General features: G+C 36.8%; 19 protein-coding genes. 5 read left to right on the top strand and 14 right to left on the bottom strand.

Annotated elements, in window-relative coordinates:
- On the top strand, positions 1-539 hold a 539-nt coding region (locus tag JIV24_RS22475), incomplete at its 5' end, for a hypothetical protein (protein ID WP_234445869.1).
- Positions 540-1,146: 607 nt separating this feature from the next.
- On the opposite strand, the gene JIV24_RS17595 is transcribed toward JIV24_RS22475, so the two are convergent.
- The 8 genes from JIV24_RS17595 to JIV24_RS17630 all read right to left on the bottom strand — a co-directional run bounded on the left by JIV24_RS17595 (position 1,147) and on the right by JIV24_RS17630 (position 6,255).
- Positions 1,147-1,449 carry a hypothetical protein gene (locus JIV24_RS17595; RefSeq protein ID WP_200466388.1) on the bottom strand — a complete coding sequence of 101 codons (303 nt, stop codon included), beginning with the start codon at positions 1,447-1,449 and terminating at the stop codon, positions 1,147-1,149.
- An 11-nt stretch (positions 1,450-1,460) separates the two neighbouring features.
- Positions 1,461-2,384 carry a DnaJ C-terminal domain-containing protein gene (locus JIV24_RS17600; protein WP_200466389.1) on the bottom strand — a complete coding sequence of 308 codons (924 nt, stop codon included), beginning with the start codon at positions 2,382-2,384 and terminating at the stop codon, positions 1,461-1,463.
- A 68-nt stretch (positions 2,385-2,452) separates the two neighbouring features.
- Positions 2,453-3,649, bottom strand: a complete 1,197-nt coding sequence (locus JIV24_RS17605) for a cation:proton antiporter domain-containing protein (protein WP_200466390.1) — start codon at positions 3,647-3,649, stop codon at positions 2,453-2,455.
- A gap of 104 nt (positions 3,650-3,753) precedes the next feature.
- Positions 3,754-3,999 (bottom strand): transaldolase family protein, encoded by a 246-nt coding sequence (locus JIV24_RS22885; RefSeq protein ID WP_200466419.1) that lies wholly within the window; start codon positions 3,997-3,999, stop codon positions 3,754-3,756.
- Between the two features lie 72 nt (positions 4,000-4,071).
- Positions 4,072-4,236: a hypothetical protein gene (locus JIV24_RS17615; RefSeq protein WP_200466391.1), complete on the bottom strand. Its 165-nt coding sequence runs from the start codon at positions 4,234-4,236 to the stop codon at positions 4,072-4,074.
- A gap of 34 nt (positions 4,237-4,270) precedes the next feature.
- Positions 4,271-5,137, bottom strand: a complete 867-nt coding sequence (locus JIV24_RS17620) for an SPFH domain-containing protein (RefSeq protein WP_200466392.1) — start codon at positions 5,135-5,137, stop codon at positions 4,271-4,273.
- A gap of 253 nt (positions 5,138-5,390) precedes the next feature.
- A complete protein-coding gene (locus JIV24_RS17625; protein ID WP_200466393.1) occupies positions 5,391-5,645 on the bottom strand; it encodes a hypothetical protein in 255 nt (84 codons plus the stop codon).
- 181 nt (positions 5,646-5,826) lie between these two features.
- Positions 5,827-6,255 (bottom strand): Hsp20/alpha crystallin family protein, encoded by a 429-nt coding sequence (locus tag JIV24_RS17630; RefSeq protein ID WP_200466394.1) that lies wholly within the window; start codon positions 6,253-6,255, stop codon positions 5,827-5,829.
- A 297-nt stretch (positions 6,256-6,552) separates the two neighbouring features.
- Between JIV24_RS17630 and JIV24_RS17635 the strand changes: the two genes are divergently transcribed.
- The gene (locus JIV24_RS17635) at positions 6,553-7,092 is read left to right on the top strand and encodes a calcium-binding protein (protein ID WP_200466395.1); all 540 of its coding nucleotides are present in this window, start codon (positions 6,553-6,555) and stop codon (positions 7,090-7,092) included.
- A gap of 356 nt (positions 7,093-7,448) precedes the next feature.
- Here JIV24_RS17635 and JIV24_RS17640 read toward each other — a convergent pair whose 3' ends face one another.
- The 6 genes from JIV24_RS17640 to JIV24_RS17665 all read right to left on the bottom strand — a co-directional run bounded on the left by JIV24_RS17640 (position 7,449) and on the right by JIV24_RS17665 (position 11,781).
- Positions 7,449-8,246, bottom strand: coding sequence for a phosphatase PAP2 family protein (locus tag JIV24_RS17640; protein ID WP_200466396.1), 798 nt, complete (start codon positions 8,244-8,246; stop codon positions 7,449-7,451).
- Positions 8,247-8,364: 118 nt separating this feature from the next.
- The gene (locus JIV24_RS17645; RefSeq protein WP_200466397.1) at positions 8,365-8,751 is read right to left on the bottom strand and encodes a DUF423 domain-containing protein; all 387 of its coding nucleotides are present in this window, start codon (positions 8,749-8,751) and stop codon (positions 8,365-8,367) included.
- A 94-nt stretch (positions 8,752-8,845) separates the two neighbouring features.
- On the bottom strand, positions 8,846-9,103 hold the full coding sequence (locus tag JIV24_RS17650) for a hypothetical protein (protein ID WP_200466398.1): 258 nt from the start codon (positions 9,101-9,103) through the stop codon (positions 8,846-8,848).
- 111 nt (positions 9,104-9,214) lie between these two features.
- Positions 9,215-9,775 carry a YiiX/YebB-like N1pC/P60 family cysteine hydrolase gene (locus tag JIV24_RS17655; RefSeq protein WP_200466399.1) on the bottom strand — a complete coding sequence of 187 codons (561 nt, stop codon included), beginning with the start codon at positions 9,773-9,775 and terminating at the stop codon, positions 9,215-9,217.
- A gap of 65 nt (positions 9,776-9,840) precedes the next feature.
- Positions 9,841-10,113, bottom strand: a complete 273-nt coding sequence (locus JIV24_RS17660) for a hypothetical protein (protein WP_200466400.1) — start codon at positions 10,111-10,113, stop codon at positions 9,841-9,843.
- Positions 10,114-10,269: 156 nt separating this feature from the next.
- Positions 10,270-11,781 (bottom strand): hypothetical protein, encoded by a 1,512-nt coding sequence (locus JIV24_RS17665; protein ID WP_200466401.1) that lies wholly within the window; start codon positions 11,779-11,781, stop codon positions 10,270-10,272.
- Positions 11,782-12,051: 270 nt separating this feature from the next.
- Here JIV24_RS17665 and JIV24_RS17670 point away from each other — a divergent pair, with 270 nt between their 5' ends.
- The 3 genes from JIV24_RS17670 to JIV24_RS17680 all read left to right on the top strand — a co-directional run bounded on the left by JIV24_RS17670 (position 12,052) and on the right by JIV24_RS17680 (position 17,688).
- Positions 12,052-13,653 carry a DUF2339 domain-containing protein gene (locus tag JIV24_RS17670; RefSeq protein WP_200466402.1) on the top strand — a complete coding sequence of 534 codons (1,602 nt, stop codon included), beginning with the start codon at positions 12,052-12,054 and terminating at the stop codon, positions 13,651-13,653.
- Between the two features lie 90 nt (positions 13,654-13,743).
- Entirely contained in the window at positions 13,744-14,982 is a 1,239-nt protein-coding gene (locus JIV24_RS17675) for an MFS transporter (protein WP_200466403.1), read from the top strand.
- A 30-nt stretch (positions 14,983-15,012) separates the two neighbouring features.
- Positions 15,013-17,688: an AMP-binding protein gene (locus tag JIV24_RS17680; RefSeq protein WP_200466404.1), complete on the top strand. Its 2,676-nt coding sequence runs from the start codon at positions 15,013-15,015 to the stop codon at positions 17,686-17,688.

Here is a 17,688-nt window from a genome sequence, read left to right on the forward strand (position 1 = left end):
ATGATTTCTTCTACCATTTTGTTTCACTTTTCATGTGCTACAAAGTGGTCCAGTTTTTAAAGCGGTTAAAAACAAAACCGTACTCCAATAAAAGGTTGTATTTGGGAATAACTTTCTTATTCGTAGGATTAATTTTTAACATTTATAAATCACACCTTGGGTTAAGTGCATATTTTAATGGTCTAATAATTTGGTCTTTATTAGCATTCGGCTTGACTTATATACTATCCAGACTATTCTTTACTGCCAGCCCAATAACAGAAATAGTAATAAATAGAAACTCTGTTGAAATATTAAGAATGGCAAACCTAATCAGAGAGTTTAATGTGATAAAAGATTTTAAGATAAACCAAGAATCGATCATTCTTGAATCAGAAAGGAAAATATTTGAGTTGGTCGATTTAGATTTATCAGAAGAGCAGCAAGTTCAGTTGAAGAATGAATTTACTACGTTAAAAAATCATCTAAACGAGAGTTCACAGAGGCAAAAAAGAGCATTAAGGAGAATTAGAAAATTTCTATGCTTGAAGAGGTTTTAATTTTAATTAGAAGATAAAGTACGAGATACAACACGCTAGTATAAAGCATTTGGCGTCCGAAAGTGTTTGAAGGTTAAGTCGGGTATTTGAACACCGCCAAATCTTTGATTTGGCTTTAGAAAAGATAAAAACAAATAAAAGATTTGGCTCAGAGAGTTTTGGAAGGTTTGGTTCGTTAAATCGCCAATCGCTTCATCTAGCCAACCGGAATGCATTTAATTTAAAAATACTTAATTGTCTGATAATGTGCCATTAAAGACTACTTCTTGGTTTTTTTTAAACAATGATGGCCATACAATTTGGTATACATTTGATAGTGATAAACCAAAATAAATAGCAGAATAAATTGTTGATAACTTATTTTGATGGTCAAGTAGTAATGCTGACTTGGTCGACACACTAAGTTGAGGGCCGCGTGTACTACGTTCGTGAGGGTTCGAGTCCCACCTTGGGCACACAAAAACTCCCGATTGATTTAGTTCGGTCGGGTGTTTTTTGTTTCATTAGACTTCCAATCTGAACTTAACCTTGATAGTTTTGAGGATGAAACAAAAAAAGAAGTGGTTAAATACTTAACTGCGTTTTCAAAGGGGCAATAATTTGATTATTATTTATTAGACTCACTAATAAGAATTATTCTACACGCAAGTTGCGATAATTTCCAATCCTTTATTATTAATTTATTATTCTCCTTATAAATTACTTTAAAATGTTTTGACACGGGGACATTTGTCAACCTGCATAACGCAGCAGCTTTGTTTATTGCCATTTCAAAATCGGCTTGTTCTACTATTCCAATTCTGGCTAGAATATCACTTGCATAGAATTTTAATTCCAGTTCCGAAATGCAATTAGCAAAATACTCCATTTCTGAACTTAACAGTTGATTCTTATAGTATTCAATAATCATAGTATTTAGCTTTAGTCAGATTTTACTTTTTGTTTATTCAATTTTTGGAGGTTCTCATATAGAGATAGCTCTTCAGTGCTTAAATCAGTAGGAACTTTAATATTAACTCTCACAAGCAAATCGCCAAACTGATTAGATTTTCCATAAACCGGCATTCCGTTTCCTTTAAGTCGAAGCATAGCATTGTTCTGAGTTCCTTTAGGGATATTCATTTCCACCTTTTTACTTAGGGTTGATATGGATAGTTTCCCTCCTAATATTGCAGTATAAATTTCAACATCAGCCAGAAAAATGAGGTCATTCCCTTTTAGCTTAAAACTTTTATGAGGCAAGACTTTTATATTTACATAAATATCACCCCGTTTCCCTCCATCTACTGCTTGCCCGCCTTTATTCCTAATGCGAAGTTGCTGACCATTATAAGCACCGGGTTTTGTCGTCACCCTAAGTTTTTCGTTATTTAGTTGAATAATTCGGGATGTTCCGTTATATGCTTCCTCTAGAGTTATTTCCATATTAGCCTGAACATCATGTCCGGCTGATTTTCTATGATAGTTCTTATTGCCAAAGAGGTCACCATACGAACCGAACAAATCAGAAAAGTCACCTTTTCCGAAAAATTGAGATGGGTCGCCTTCATAATAAAACGTTTGCCCATCTTCTTTTTCTCTATTCCCGAATTGTGACGAGTCAAATCCCTGATTAGCTCCTTCGAATTGTTTCCAATTTTCACCCCATTTATCATACTTTTCTCTTTTCTCTAAATTACCAAGTACTTCATTGGCCTTACTAACTTCCTTAAATTTTTCTTCTGCTATTTTATCACCTTGATTTTTATCCGGATGATATTTTACTGCCAACTTTCTATATGCCTTCTTAATATCTGCCTGTGTAGCATTTTTTTGAACTCCTAATATAGAATAGTAATCTTTCATTCCTTATTGTTTTTTACTATGAGACCAATTATAAAACGCTAAACGAATTCCCGGTACTGCACTACTTCCTAATTTTTTAACAAAAAATTGTTGTCAGGAACATGTAGTTTAACAATCTTTCTGGCAAAATTTATCCACAGTGGACTTATAAACAAAGTAAGAGCTATGGTACTAATAATTAATTGGTAGCTATAAATCGTGATAATACCAGAATAATAACCTGTTGATCCTAGAATAAAACTAAACTCTCCTATTTGTGACAATAAAGCACCAGCGTAAAAACTTAATTTCCAGTCTTTACAGAAAAGACGCATTATTAGTATGTTTATGGCGTTATTTACAACAAAAACAATGAGTACAAGTGAACCAATTATAATTGCATTCACTTTTAAAAATTGTAAATCAATTAACATTCCTATTGAAACAAAGAACAAAGCCACAAACATTATCTTAAAAGCATGCAAGCTATTGTGTACCCATGTGGTAGATTTTGTAGATGATAAAATAATACCAGCTACAAAGGCGCCTAAAGCAGATGACAAACCAAAAAATGCGGTTATAATTGAGAACCCGAAACATAGTGTAAAGGCAACAAAAACCTGGACCTCATGATCTTTGCTGATATAGCTCATGAATGGCAGTCTAATTTCTTTCTTTATTAAAATGTAAATAATGATTCCAATGATTAGTAAACCACCAATAATTTGTTTTATGATTTCTGTAATTTCGGGCTTATTTCCTCCCAGGTAACCCATAATGATAAGCATAGGAACAATTAAAATATCCTGTGCAATAAGTACTCCAAGGACATTTTGACCCACTTTTGTAAATAGCTCACCCCTCTCTTGCAAAAGCTTTACAATAACCGCTGTACTGCTCAAGCTGATAACAAATCCTAACAGAATTACCTGGTTAATTTCCCAATTAAAAAATTTACCCAACAACCAAACTACTACTACACTAAATACTATTTGAATTAATGTTCCAATTATTGATACCTTCCAGTTTGTAATTAAATTAGGTAAGTGAATTTCCATTCCTACAAAAAACAATAATAAAACAAGCCCCAGTGAACCGAGATTGGTAATCAAAATTTCATCTGTTACTAGTTTAAAACCATATGGCCCTACCAACACACCAACAATAAGGTAAGTGACTATGGAGGGTTGCTTAAATACCTGCAATATAAAACCCACAACAATGATTACCATTGAGAGGATAACAAATTTTGACAGAACAGGGTCAATGCTAATTGTTGCTATCATGTTTAGTTTTGTACTTTAATCTGAAAAAATTCATTGGTAGAATGCCTACTTTACATGCGTTGTAAAACCTTTCAATGCCTTTCCAAGTTCTTCTAAATCATGGTTTAGTTTATGTTTAAACGAATCCCATTTTTCTGATCCGTCAGACTTATATCCCTCAATTCTTTTGCTTTAGAAACTGTTCCTTCCGTATCCAATGATAGCCTTGGGTCAACCTCGGTAGAAATCTTGCCAGGTACAATATGTAATATTTCCAGACCAAAAGCAATATATAGCTTGTCTATAGCTATACTTAGCTGAAATTTTTTATTGGACGACTTGCTTTTGGCAAGGACAATAGCTTCTTCCAGCTAAGGGAGGTATTTGATATCCTGGCAAGCTTTATAAATGAGGGAAGGGTTTGTAGTAGCGTCAGTGGGGTTCTATTTGCACATCGACTCAAAGTCTCCGGAGTCTGCAATAACAATAGTCTGTGTTTTATGTTGCTCTAATAAATTTGTATTTTTTGTTTTAGCGAGCCCTAAAACATCCATTTCTTCTATATAGTTGGAAACCTGACTTATTTGTCCAATATTTGATGATTTCATGATTTATTATTTTAAGTACCTAATTAATAGACACTTAATTTTCTTTATTTATGCCTTTTAAAGGAACAATTCCGGCCATGTCACCAATAATATTCACCAGTTCGGAACCCGTTGGTATTACTATTTTTGCATTGTTACCCAAAGATGCTTCCAATGCTTCCAGTTTTCGCAACATTTGGGCGTTTCCTATAAAATATTTATCGGCCGCTTCATTAACCAGTTTTATAGCCTCGGCTTCACCTTCGGCATGTAAAATTTTTGCTCGTTTATAACCTTCTGCTTCTTTTATCTTGGCTCGTTTCACGCCATCGGCTACTGTTTCAGCCGCTGTGGCTGAATCTATCGCTGCTATTTTTTCATTTTCGGCTTTTACCACTTTGTTCATGGTTTCCTGTACATCAGATGGGGGGTCGATTTGCTTTAATTCAGTTCTGATAATTTCAATGCCCCAACTTTTGGTTTCTTTATGCAGGGTTTCATGCAATTCGGTGTTTATTTTTCCTCGTTCGCTATTAGCCGATTTTAGGGTAAGTGTACCAATAATATTACGAAGTGTTGTTCGTGCAAGGTTCACAATCTGCCATTGGTAATTGTCAACATCATAGGTTGAGCCCTTTATACTTTCCTCATCCGATTTTACCCGGAAATACACCTGTGCATCAACACTGGCGTTCAGGTTATCGTTTGTAATGATTTCCTGGGGTTCGGCATCAACCATTTGTTCGGTAATATTTACCATAAATATCCTGTCTACAACGGGTATAATCCAATGAAACCCCGGGTTGGCAAGTTTTTTATATTTTCCAAGACGCTCAATTAAGCCACGGTGCGTTGGACGTACAATTCTGATTCCTATAAAGAATATTAATACCACGGGTATTACTAAATATAAATAGCTCATAATATTAATTTTAATGTTTGTTTAAAAATTAAAGGTTCTTAACTATTTCGCTCATCTCCTCTTTACTTTTTCTTAGCCTGTAGGCAACCATGGTAAGCATACTTACTTTCTTCATTATTATTTGTAAATAGATAAATCGCTATCCGTAAGTGATGAATATTTATTTTTGAGTTTTGTTGTAAGTTCCTTTAGATTTTCTTCATTCATCGCTATTTTCATCTTGATTAACTTTCATAAAAGGTGTATCTACAAATTATTCAGAATGTTTAATCTTTTTTTCCTCCTTCAGGATAGATTGTTTTTCAGCCACCGGACGTGTGTTTACTCTGTGGTAATGTTTTTCTTTTTCAATGCTCATGTTACTTCCTGAGGGATGAATGGTTATTTCTTTTTCGGGTTTAAAAATTAGTTTTTTCGCTCTAATACCGAAAATATTCGAATTGGATATTATATGATATAATTTCCCAAAACCTTGTAGAAACCTGTTGTTATTGAAATAAATACTCATTATCACAATTTTTATGTCGACGTTGGTGCTTCTCTTTTTTGGGACAATCTAAATTTAGTTTCTATCTCATTTTCTTCCTTGGTAGCTCGCATTAATTGAAAGAAAACAAATTATGATTTACCAGTAAAAGCAGTACACTTCATAAAAACACAGATACCTTTATGAAGACATCTGTGTTTGCTCATCCAATTTCAATATGCTTTGGACCTTTTTCCTTAGCTTCTTCCTTTTTAGGAATACTAATATTTAGAATACCGTCCTTATAAGATGCTTTTATACCATCTTCTTGTACACTATTGGGCAAGGTAAAAGAACGATTAAAGGAAGTATAACTAAATTCCCTTCGTGTAAATTTTTTATTATCGCTTTCCTTTTTCTCCATTTTTTCAGATGAAATAGTTAGCACATTGTGGTTTAAGTCAAGTTTAAAATCTTTTTTCTCCATACCTGGAGCTGCCACCTCAATGTTAAACTGATTTTCGTCTTCATTTACATTTACAGCAGGTACTGAAATACCCACATTTAATTCTTCATTTGGCCACATTGGACTAGCAAAGAAATTATCTACCCAGCCAGGGTAGAATGTTGAGTTTTTTAATTTTGGATACATTTTTTTATGTTTTTAAATAAAGGAAAAATCTCCATAATAAAGATATGACCTCGTGTATCCAAAACTATTACATAACTATGTGAATAAGTTACATCATTCACACATTATCAATGAATAATCAATAAATCTGAATAAAGGTGAGGACACCAAAGTAGCTAAGGGAAATAGTGCTTTGAATATTTGAATTTAATAAAAATGAGAAGGCCGAAGTAAAAGCTCCAATTACCAAAGAGAAAATCCAACTCTTCAAATTCAATCGAGCCAATCCTTGATACAAAATCAGACAAAGACAACATTTTGATTACGATTGAATGGGATTCGTTAACATTAAAACAAATTCCATCATATTACATTGAGCAATCAGAAAGTGAGGGATTGGACTGGAAAAATATGACTTTATATGAGTCGGAATTAGAAAAAACAAAACCAAGAGACAGCGAAGAAAATGTCAAACAGATTCAAGATAAATTATTAGACAAATACCACTGGGCTTCGCTTGGAGATGAAGGAGTCAGAATATCAAAAGTATTGGAAAATGTTAATCCTCGTGACGAAATGAAATGTTTGCAAAAGTGGGTAGAATACCTTGACCGTAGATTAACTTTCCCAATTAACGCAATTGTTTCAGATTCGGAGAGTAATTGGTTAATTAAAAGAGGGGACAAGGTTTTAATCAAATCATTACCGCATATTGTGGATATGTATGGAATAATTGCTTCTGTACGACTTCGTGGAGAAAAATATGAATTTCCGCTTTGTGATTTAGAAGCAATTGATAAAACAAAAGCAGATTCACAATTGATTGGCGACTATAGAACTTGGTTTGCAAATAAATAATAATGGAAGAAAAACGCCCTACAACACGCTAGTATAAAGCATTTGGCGGTCGTGACTTTTGGCAAGTTCGCAGCTTCGATTACCACCGCCAAATCTTTGATTTGGCTTTAGGATTGAAAAGATAAAAACAAATAAAAGATTTGACTCTGAGGCGTTAGGAAAGTTTGGTTCGTTAAATCGCCATACGCTTCATCTGGCCACCGTTAGCATGCATTGGGGATATTTCAAAGAAATTACGTGTAAGGCTGAAGTGTAATAATAGATAAGTTAAGGAGTTGTAAAATTTCACATGGGTCATAGGAATTTATTCCTATAAAAAGTGGTTACGTGTTTGTAAGTGGCTTTAACAATCATTTTTATCTCATTCTCTGATTCCACTCTACTGTTTTCTGCATCATCAACTTATCAATAGGTCGGGCATAAACAAGCACTAAAGCTATTAACGCCCCCATGGCCGCACCACAGGTAATATCAACAGACGAATGAACTCCCAGCATCACCCGCGACAGCGCCACAAAAGTGGCCCAAATGAAGGGCAACACAAAAAAGCGACGCCTCCGGAAATCGGAATAGATAAACAGAATGATGTAGGCCATGAGTGTGGCCATTAAAAAAGCATTAAACGAATGGCCCGATGGGAATGAATAACCGGTTTCGTGAATCCAATGCCGGATAACTTTGGGATGTAAACCTTCGCCATCGAAGGTCATTTCATCTGCATTCGACCTTAGAAAATAAGCCAGATACCTTCTTCTTTCTTCTTTACTTTCATAGGCATAAAATGCATCCATATCAAAGCCTTTTTGCTTATGAAGGTATTTGACATTAGGACGTTCTACTTTGAGCTTCTCTTTGATGAAAAATTCATTAAAGCGTGCCATCACTCCCAGTACCAGTGAAAAAGCTACCAATGAAAGGCCAATGGTTAATAGTTTCCTTTTCCAACCTTTGTAATGCAAGCTAATCAGTACGCAAAACGTAATAGTAATTAGTGGCACACCAACAGTACCTCCCGAATGCGAGACAAGCAACCAAAAGGAAGCAGACCATCCTTCATGAATGGCTGAGAAACCAAAAGGCAACAGAAAGGTACTTCCCAAAATCAAAAGGCTAATAAAAGAAATGAGAAGTAGTTGTTTGATGCGTGACTTCATAAAATGACCTTTAAGAATGACAGCATAAATTAGTCATTTTTGTGCGAAATGTCTTTGATTGGCAATTGAAATCAAGGCTACATACTTGCATATCTTATATGGGAGTCTGCTTTAGCTCCTATTTAATAACCTTTACAACATGCACCAACAATAAACACCAGCCAACAATCATCAATAAACCTCCCAGTGGCGTAACAGGGCCTAAAAACTTTAGGTTTGCACCCAAAACCGTTTGCAACGACAGGAAGTAAATACTAAAAGAAAAGAGCAAAGTGCCTGTTATAAAACTCCAGCCCATAATGGCTTGCAAGCGCGTGTCAAACGACAGAAAAAAGCCCAGCACCAACAATACAATGGCATGATACATCTGGTACTTCACCCCCACTTCGAAGCTTTGTAACTGAGCTTCAGTTAGTACTTTTTTAAGGGCATGAGCACCTAGTGCACCCAATACAACAGAAAGGCCGCCATAGATGGTAGCTGCTATTAAAACAATTTGTTTCATACTATTTTAGATTCAAGATTTAAGACATAAGAATTAAGATTGATTTACAAGTCAATCTTATACTTATGAACAAACAAGGCCTCATGCAAAAAGTTTAACCCTTTACATTAATCAGGTCTTTGATTTCAAACGAAAGCTTTTGCGAGAAATCAATTTTGAGCGAATCAAATTCCTCATCCATCACAAACTTGTAACCTTCTACTTTGTCGTTAGGCAATGGCTCTTTACCCTTATACTTCTTACGAAACGCTTTTATTTGTTTGCAATCATTACGTTCAATGGCTACCAGACACTCAAGACTCTTGTTCTCGTATATTTCATGGTCGCTTTTTATATTTCGAAGGATGCCCATTGTATTTAGTTTATTAGTTTAATATGTTGAGAGTTAATTGTGTAATTCGACATTTGATAAGCTGAGGAGCTGATACAACACATCACAATTCTCGCTCTGCTTGCTTTGGTTTCATTTAATCATCCCCAAAAACGCCAGCCGTTCACTTGCTGCCATCCCATTGGGATTACATCCTGGCTGACCTTCCGGAATATCGATTCCCAATTCTTTGTAATGCTTAATCCATCCGCTATGAAAAGAACCACTTTGTGGATCTTTAAAAGTCATTGGGTTTAATTTAAAAATTGAATCCTGCTCGTAGATATGGTAAATGTATTCAGAACAATAAAACCCTTCATCTTCCAGTATGTAGGAGTAATTATAAGGCTGGCCAAGTTGCTTATTAGCTTTCCTTATAGCTGATTCAACAGCATCGGCATCCATATTCTTCACACGGTAATGACCGATGATAACTGAATCTTCACCATTCAGGCAAAAATCACTTAATAGCTCCTTGCACACGCCCTTTGAAGGAGCCGCATGATACACCCAAACCGTATCATTAAAAACCTCTACAACACCCATATGCGTATAATGATTTTGCGCCTCTGTTTGCGTCACTGCATCAATGGCCTGCGACAAAGAACTATCCATGCGACCGCGAAACAAAATATCTCCTGATTTATATCTCATTGACTCTTCACTAACATTACAGCTCATAAGTAACATGAGCCACATAACTCCTATAATTATCTTATTTATTTCCATGACACTTCAATATCGATGGGTTGAATACTAAAGTCATTCATCATAAAACGAAGAACATGAACACCCTGTTGCTTTATTTGTGGCAGACACTTTTCGAGCGGTTTTCCTTTGGCATTACCCCTATTATCTATTAACTCCAGAAGCACATCTTTACATTTCGCTCGCGATACAACCAAGCTTATGACTTTCACTCCTGTTGGTATATCTATCTGTTCAATTCGATGCCTCGCCGACAATTCTACCTTTGTCTTGTTATTCTGCATGTGTGCAAAAATAGTATAATTTGAAATAGGTCATATCGATGCCGGGGCTAACGCATTTAAAATTAAATATACCACCCCGCCTGTCGGCACCCCTCCTAAAATTCAGGAGGGGATGGGATTGTGCCACTCGCATTTCGATAAAAGGAGTGAAAGAGCTCATTCCTCTATCAATATCAAATCAAGTAAGACCTGATATGGCTTTTTCATCACTATTTTGGACTTCATCCAGGCATAATAAACCGATGCATGTAAATCTTCCTGCTCTATTGGAATCCAGTTAAAACTTTCTTCCACATTATCATAAAACTGCTGTGTTTGGGCCACCTCAGGGTCATCTACTATTTGATTAACCAGATTCAGAAATACCAACACACGTTGCATCTGCGGCAATTTACCTGAACTGTATTTTTGCCGAAGCATCCCCCTGATTTTATTGGCAGCAATTTCAAGGTTACCCAATTCAAATTGAATATATATGTCGAGTAAATTCTTTTTAACCACCCATTCTATACCAGCCACCTTGGCGCACCAGGCATTACTATGCTCTATACTAAGCAACTCGCGAAGCGCCACTCTGTAGTCCTCGTTATAAAAATGATAGATAGCCTTATTTAACTTCAAGTTAAGCACTTCTTCAGGTTTTAGGCGAAGTTGCTGCATAAATGCGGCATCCACCATACGTATGGCTTCATTAATATGCCCCGAGAAAAAACGCAAGGCACAATACAACTGAGTGAAACGAGGTAAAAGCCGGGCATATTCTGATTTTGATACGATGCGCAGTTGCTCCCGTAAAAGATAAATATAGTCATGCGCCTGCTTAAACTTTTTGTTTCGAAACAAGGTGTGCGCTATCATGTATTGCAATCTGGCAATGTAAATCTTATCGTTTTCCGATGGATCAGCATCCGGTGTAATCCCATTATAATAACGAAGCAGGAGTGGCTCAAAACCATAATACATTTTACTCGATTTAGCAGCGCTTCGAGCGATAGACATTAGCCGATACACCATGGATGGCCTTTGCGAAACAGAACCTGTTAATTCATATTCGGTTAATACATTTTCAATAACCAGCTGCATATCTGCACCTTCAAGGTTGGTTTTTGATTGATGCAAATGGTAACTGATAATTTTGTAGGCCGTATCAGCCCGGTCATCTTCAATGGCCAATTGCAGATACCTCTTCTTACGTAAAAGAATTGGCTCTATGTCTTGATTCAATTGCAACAATGGCATATCCAATTGCTGGCGGGCTATTTGATTGGCCATGGCATATTGTTCGGTTCGCACTGCCATCTGTTCGGCTTTACGGAGATACTTCCAGGCCAACGAATCTAAACGGTATTCATTGAGGTAATGCGCTAAACCCACATAAGCTGAAACCTGCGTCTCTGCAGTATAATCCTCTCGCAGTTGTTTTGAGAAAATAAAGTCGGTAACATGTCTGAGTAACTTCTTTCGCAAAGCATGATAAGCCACCTTATTACCATCAGGGTACAATCGGGCAAGTACATCAACCCTGCTTAATTCACCCTCTTTGTAGAATAACCAAAACAGCTCTAAATCTTTCCTGTTTTGCTTTCGTTTCAGGCGATTGATAAAAGAAGCAAACTCGGTAGCTTCCCCTTTTGTAAAAGTTTTTATAATTTCAACGAGTGCATCCATGCATTTTATAAAGTCTGTTTACAAAGTATTTTCTAATTTACAAAACCAGCTTGACAACTTATAGCGCTATCTAACACTACCCATAAAACAATGATTATAATGAGATAACTATTATTTAATCATGTTCGACGGCAAATACAATTGTCAAATATCAAATAATTATCTCATTTTTAAAAGTCCTTTTATCGATAATTTTGGTTTGCCTTAGCTTCTTTGTTCGTTGTAATTTTACATCGTCAATTAATGAAGTTTAACCCAAATTTGATGATCATGATTGAATTAATTAAGAAGCATTGGATAACCACATTAGGTATTCTATTTTTGTTTTCAGCATTTACTTATTTTTTAAAGATTGTATTTGAAAACGATTGGTTTCCAACAGAATTAAGAGTTTTATCGGGCTTTGGATTAGGTATTACCCTATTATTTGCCGGATACAACCTTTACCGAAAAGGCAGTATTAACACCTGTCAGATGTTGGCCGGAACTGGTATGAGCATTGTTTATGCCACACTTTCGTACCTGGCCTTTGGAGCCGAACTTAACTGGCCTTACAACATTACCTTTATTTCGGTTTTGAGCATAACTGGCCTGACTACTTTTTTAAGTTATCGTTACAACCTACGAGGCCTTATCTTCATAAGCATTATGGGTGGGCTACTCTCGCCTATTTTTATGAAAGCTCAATCGCATCATGACATGTTGTTATTTGCTTATGTACTAATACTAAATGTAGGCGCATTGTACGTCAGCATTTCCAAAAGATGGACCGAACTACGCGCTATGACCTTTGGTATTACCGTTCTGATTTATGCCACGTATTTCGTTTATTTCGACCCCATTAATTGGGTACGTCCGTTTATTTATGCAGCCTCATTATTTGTTACTTACATGGGTGGTATCATCTACGCTTCTTACCGAGAGAACGATCGTTTTACAGGTTGGAACTTATACCTGAGCTTAATCAATGCCATGCTGTTCATTTTTTGGTCGATTTACATACTCGGAAGTTTCAATATTACATTTACCGTTCCTCTACTTATTGTAGGAACAGCATTTATGACTGCCGCGGTATTTATCTACTATTTATCAGACAGAAAAGCATTTCCTTCTATCATATACACTTGCCTTGGTTTGCTTTTATTTGCTATTTCAGCGGCTAACATTCAACCAATGAGCGTTTATGGTCTGGAATATGTAGTCACAACACTTCTGTGGTTATTGGTTGTTACAAGCACTTATTCCATTGGACAATTTACCAAAACTTACGAGTTGATTTATGTGAGTTATGCTGCCTGGTTAATGCTCATCATCTATTGGTTTACAGTAGCCTGGGACGTACAATGGATTGAATTATTTGGCATTAAGTACTTACCATTCTTCAATGCCGGGGCCTTAACCTGGATGGCGCTTGCTGCCTTTGGTTTTTACACTTCTAAGAAAGAAGCAGTGAATAATAGCGGACTAAGTACACTAATGGCGATAACAGCAAACATTATTGTTGCCGGGCTATTTACCATTCAAATAAAGAACTTGTGGCAGGCTTATGACATTACTTTTATGAGTCGCTCATTGGCTATTTCAATCTCATACATAATCTATGCTCTTCTAATTTTTATCTGGGGTGCACATACAAAAGCCATAACCTTCAGAGTAATGGGTTCAGTAGTCTTGATACTAACATCGTGTAAGGTATTCTTTTGGGATATTACAGGGAATGCCAGCATTAGCAAAATGATATTCCTGACAATTATCGGTTTACTAACCTTGCTTATTGCACGCATTAATAAACATTGGATCGAAAAAGAAAAATTGGAACCAGGCGAATTGTCTGACAATGGTGATAAACTAACACAAGCCTCCAATCGTTAATTATTGGATTGATGACTTGAAAACATTTGCATCGTTTATATTTGTAAGGATAAGTGTCGTAATGGCACTTATCCATTTAATCCAAATAATATGAGTAATACAAAAAAAGCCAAATGGCTACCGCTGTTTATCACTAATTTTCTGGGTGTTTTAAACGACAATTATCTTAAATATCTGGTCTTTTTCATCTCTACCACCTGGATGATGAAAGAAAAAGAGTCAATTGTTATCATGCTAGCCTCGGCATTATTTGTCATTCCATACATTGCTTTTTCACCCATAGCAGGTAAGCTGGCTCGCGATCATTCAAAAGCAAAAATTATTCAGCGCGCCAAGCTATTTGAAATACCGATTATGGCCATTGCCTCTTTGGGTTTTATCATGCAAAGTGTCACTATTACCATGTTCGGTATATTCCTAATGGGCCTTCAAAGTTGTTTATTCTCACCCGCTAAATATGGTATCATACGCGACATTGGCGGCAAAGAAGGTATTCCTTTCGGCACTGGAGCTATGGAGATGTTAACCTTTATGGGTGTTCTAATAGGCACCTACATTGCAGGTGTCACTTCTGACATTAGCCTCATTGAATCACTGACAGGGTATCGTACCATCATTGTATGTTGTGCTTTGCTATTCTTTGCTGTATTAGGCTGGTTATTAAGTTTAAAAATTGCCCCAAAGGAAACAGTGCCCGATGACGAAGAGGATACAACCCTGAATCCAATCCTATTCCTGATTCGTTCTTACAAATGGAGTCGTCAAATAAAAGGCCTAAACATTGTCATTATTGGACTGGCTACTTTCTGGGCCATTGGTTCTTTACTACAAATGAACATTACTGTTCATTGCCGGAATGTTCTGAACTTATCAGACACGGCTACCAGCACTATTATGGCATTAGTCGCCATTGGTATTGGTTTAGGATGTTACATTACGGGGGTCATTTCCAATAAACAATTAAAAATGTACCTGGTGCCAATTGGCGGCATAGGCATGCTTGTTTGCGTTTCTTACATCTTTGTCTTTAACCCTTCAACTGTTCTTTTCACCATACTGATTGTTCTTACAGCATTTTTTGCCGGTATTTTCAAGATACCCCTTAATGCCTTTATTCAAAACAAAGTAGAAGGGCGAAAGCTAGGCTTAATACTGGCCTACAACAACCTGATGCTATTTACATTTATCTTGCTTTCGGCAGGTATTTTTGGACTGGTTGAAACCTATGCCAATTCATTAATGGTATTTGGCGCTGTAGCAGCCATCACTATAGTGATTACCATTGTTGCCTTCCTGCGTATTCCAGGAGCCGGAAAAGTTAAAGCATAGTTCTTTTTTTAATCTATTGAACGAGAAATCATGAGACAACATCATCCATTTATAATTGGGATTGCCAAATGCTTGTTTGCATTTGTTCGCTTTATCCTTAGTGCTCGTTATCGTGTCAAAATAATTGGTGAGGCCAACCTAAAAAGCACAAATCCCAAGCTTATCTTGCCTAATCATCAGGCCATCATGGATCCCATCTTACTATTCACTCATTTATATAAATTCTCATCGGCAGTACCAGTGATGTTATCGTCGTACTATGACATACCCGTGGCTAAATCAGTATTTAAAGCATGGGGAGCCGTTCGTGTTAGCGATCTTGAGGGCGGAAGTCGCAATACCAATGTTCTTGACCAAATCGTTTCTTCGGTTGACAAAGGCCTGGAGATGGAGAAAAACATCGTACTCTACCCAAGTGGACAAATTGCAGCACAAGGCTATGAACGCATACGCAACAAGCAAAGTGCTCAATTATCAGTTCAAAACATGCCCGATGAAGCAGAAGTGATTGCCGTGCGCATATCTGGCTTATGGGGAAGTTACTGGTCACGTGCCTGGATGGGAAAATCACCTTCTTTCTTTCCTACATTACTAAAATCTATTGCTTTGATTTTCTTTAATCTGCTCTTTTTTATGCCACGGCGCCATGTTTGTATTGAGTTCATCAATATAAGCAAAGATGCTAAAGCCAAAAGTCAGGAAGGCAAGACTGAATTCAATGAATACCTTGAGCAAGTGTATAATGCCAATGGTGAAGAGCCGGTTTCGTATATCAAATACCACTTTCTTGCTTCAAAATTAAAACGAAGCTTACCCACCAATATTGTTGGTTCTGATAAAACACTTAAGGCAAACCTGGAACCTGTACACAACATACCTGATGACGTTTTTGATAAAGTCAGTAAGTGCATCGCTATAATTCTGGAATTGGATAAAAATTGCATCCAAAAAGAGAGCTACTTACAACTCGAACTGGGGGCCGATTCATTAAATATTGTTGAAATCATATCAGAAGTCGAAAATCAATTTCCATCGTTTTCAGCTCCTGAGATCAACGACATAAAAACCGTACAGGATTTATGCATGGTAGCCATGGGGCAGTTTAAAAGCGACAATGAACTAAAACCTTCTAAGCTTGATCAAAAACTCAGCCATATTGAGCGACTCAATATTAAAGCTGATGGCACCATTCTTCAGCAGTTTATTTCTTCATTTACCAAAAATGGACAAGATCCGTTTTGTTATGATGCCATGCTTGGCTCCACATCACGCAAAGATTTCTTTTTGAAGGCCTGTGTTGTTTCTGAGCTTTTGAAGAAAGAAGTAAAAGAAGATAATGTTGGTATCATGCTACCAGCCTTGCAAAGCACCACACTTTTAATTGCAGCCTGTTATCTGGCCGGAAAAGTTCCGGTGATGCTTAATTGGACAGTTGGCAAAAAGGTTTTGCTACATTGTATCAAAACAGCCGAAGTAAATACCATCCTGTCAGCAGGTGCGTTTATTGAGAAAATTGATGAGCAGTTGCCACATGAGATTAAGGGTAACCTGATTTTGTTAGAAAAGAAGATTCCGACACTCTCACTGACCACCAAGCTTAAAGGTGCAATAAAATCAAAATTGCCTGGGCTTCTTATTTCCACCAAAAACAAACCAGAAACGGCGGTTATACTCTTCACTTCGGGAAGTGAAGCACTGCCCAAGGCGGTGCCATTAACGCATCAAAACATTGTGAGCAATCTGGCTGCAGCTTTTCAGTTGGTTAATATTGATAACAATCAAACCTTTCTATCATTTTTGCCACCTTTCCATAGCTTTGGTTTTTCAGTGTTAAATATTATGCCATTACTTACTGCCGTTAAAGTAGGCTATACGCCTAACCCGACAGATTCGCGTGAAGTACTTCGCATCCTTAAACACATTAAAGCGAATGTATTACTTGGCACACCAGGCTTCTTAAAATTATTACTGGCCGAAGGTTCAACAGCTTCTTATACTTTTAAATCGGTTAAATTCGCCATATCAGGAGCCGAAGCCATGCCTGAAGCCTTAAAACAGCAATTTGAAAAGGTAACAACGGGCGGCCTCATTCTGGAAGGATATGGTATTACCGAGTGCGCACCAGTTCTCACCTTGAATCCACAAAAGAAGCAAAAGCTAAACAGTGTTGGTCAGTTTCTACCGGGTATTAAGGCTCAAATTATTGATTTAGAAACTCAGAAACCATGCAAAAATGGTAAAGCAGGGATGATTTACGTACAGGGATCAAATATCTTTAGTGGTTACCTTAATCAACCAGAGCTGAAGCCTTTTGAAACAATCAATGGCGAAGAATATTACAAAACAGGTGATTTGGGTTACATTGACGATGATGGCTATTTATTCATAACCGGCCGCTTAAAACGTTTTATAAAGATTGCTGGTGAAATGATAAGCCTTCCTTTTATTGAGAAAGTATTACTGGAGAAATATGGAAGTCCTGAGGAGCAGGTATTAGCTATTGAAGGAAGTGATAAAACAACACCGCCTCGCATTGCTTTATTTACAAAAAATGGCATTGACCTTAATGAAGCGAATGAGTACCTCATAAGTAATGGAGTAGCTCCTATTGCTAAACTAAAAGAAGTTATTCATGTAGATGAGATTCCGGTACTAGGAACAGGCAAAACGGATTATAAGGTCCTCAAAACAATGCTGGAGAAATAA

Origin of the sequence: Carboxylicivirga marina (assembly GCF_016612505.1) — a bacterium.
Lineage (GTDB): Bacteria > Bacteroidota > Bacteroidia > Bacteroidales > Marinilabiliaceae > Carboxylicivirga > Carboxylicivirga marina.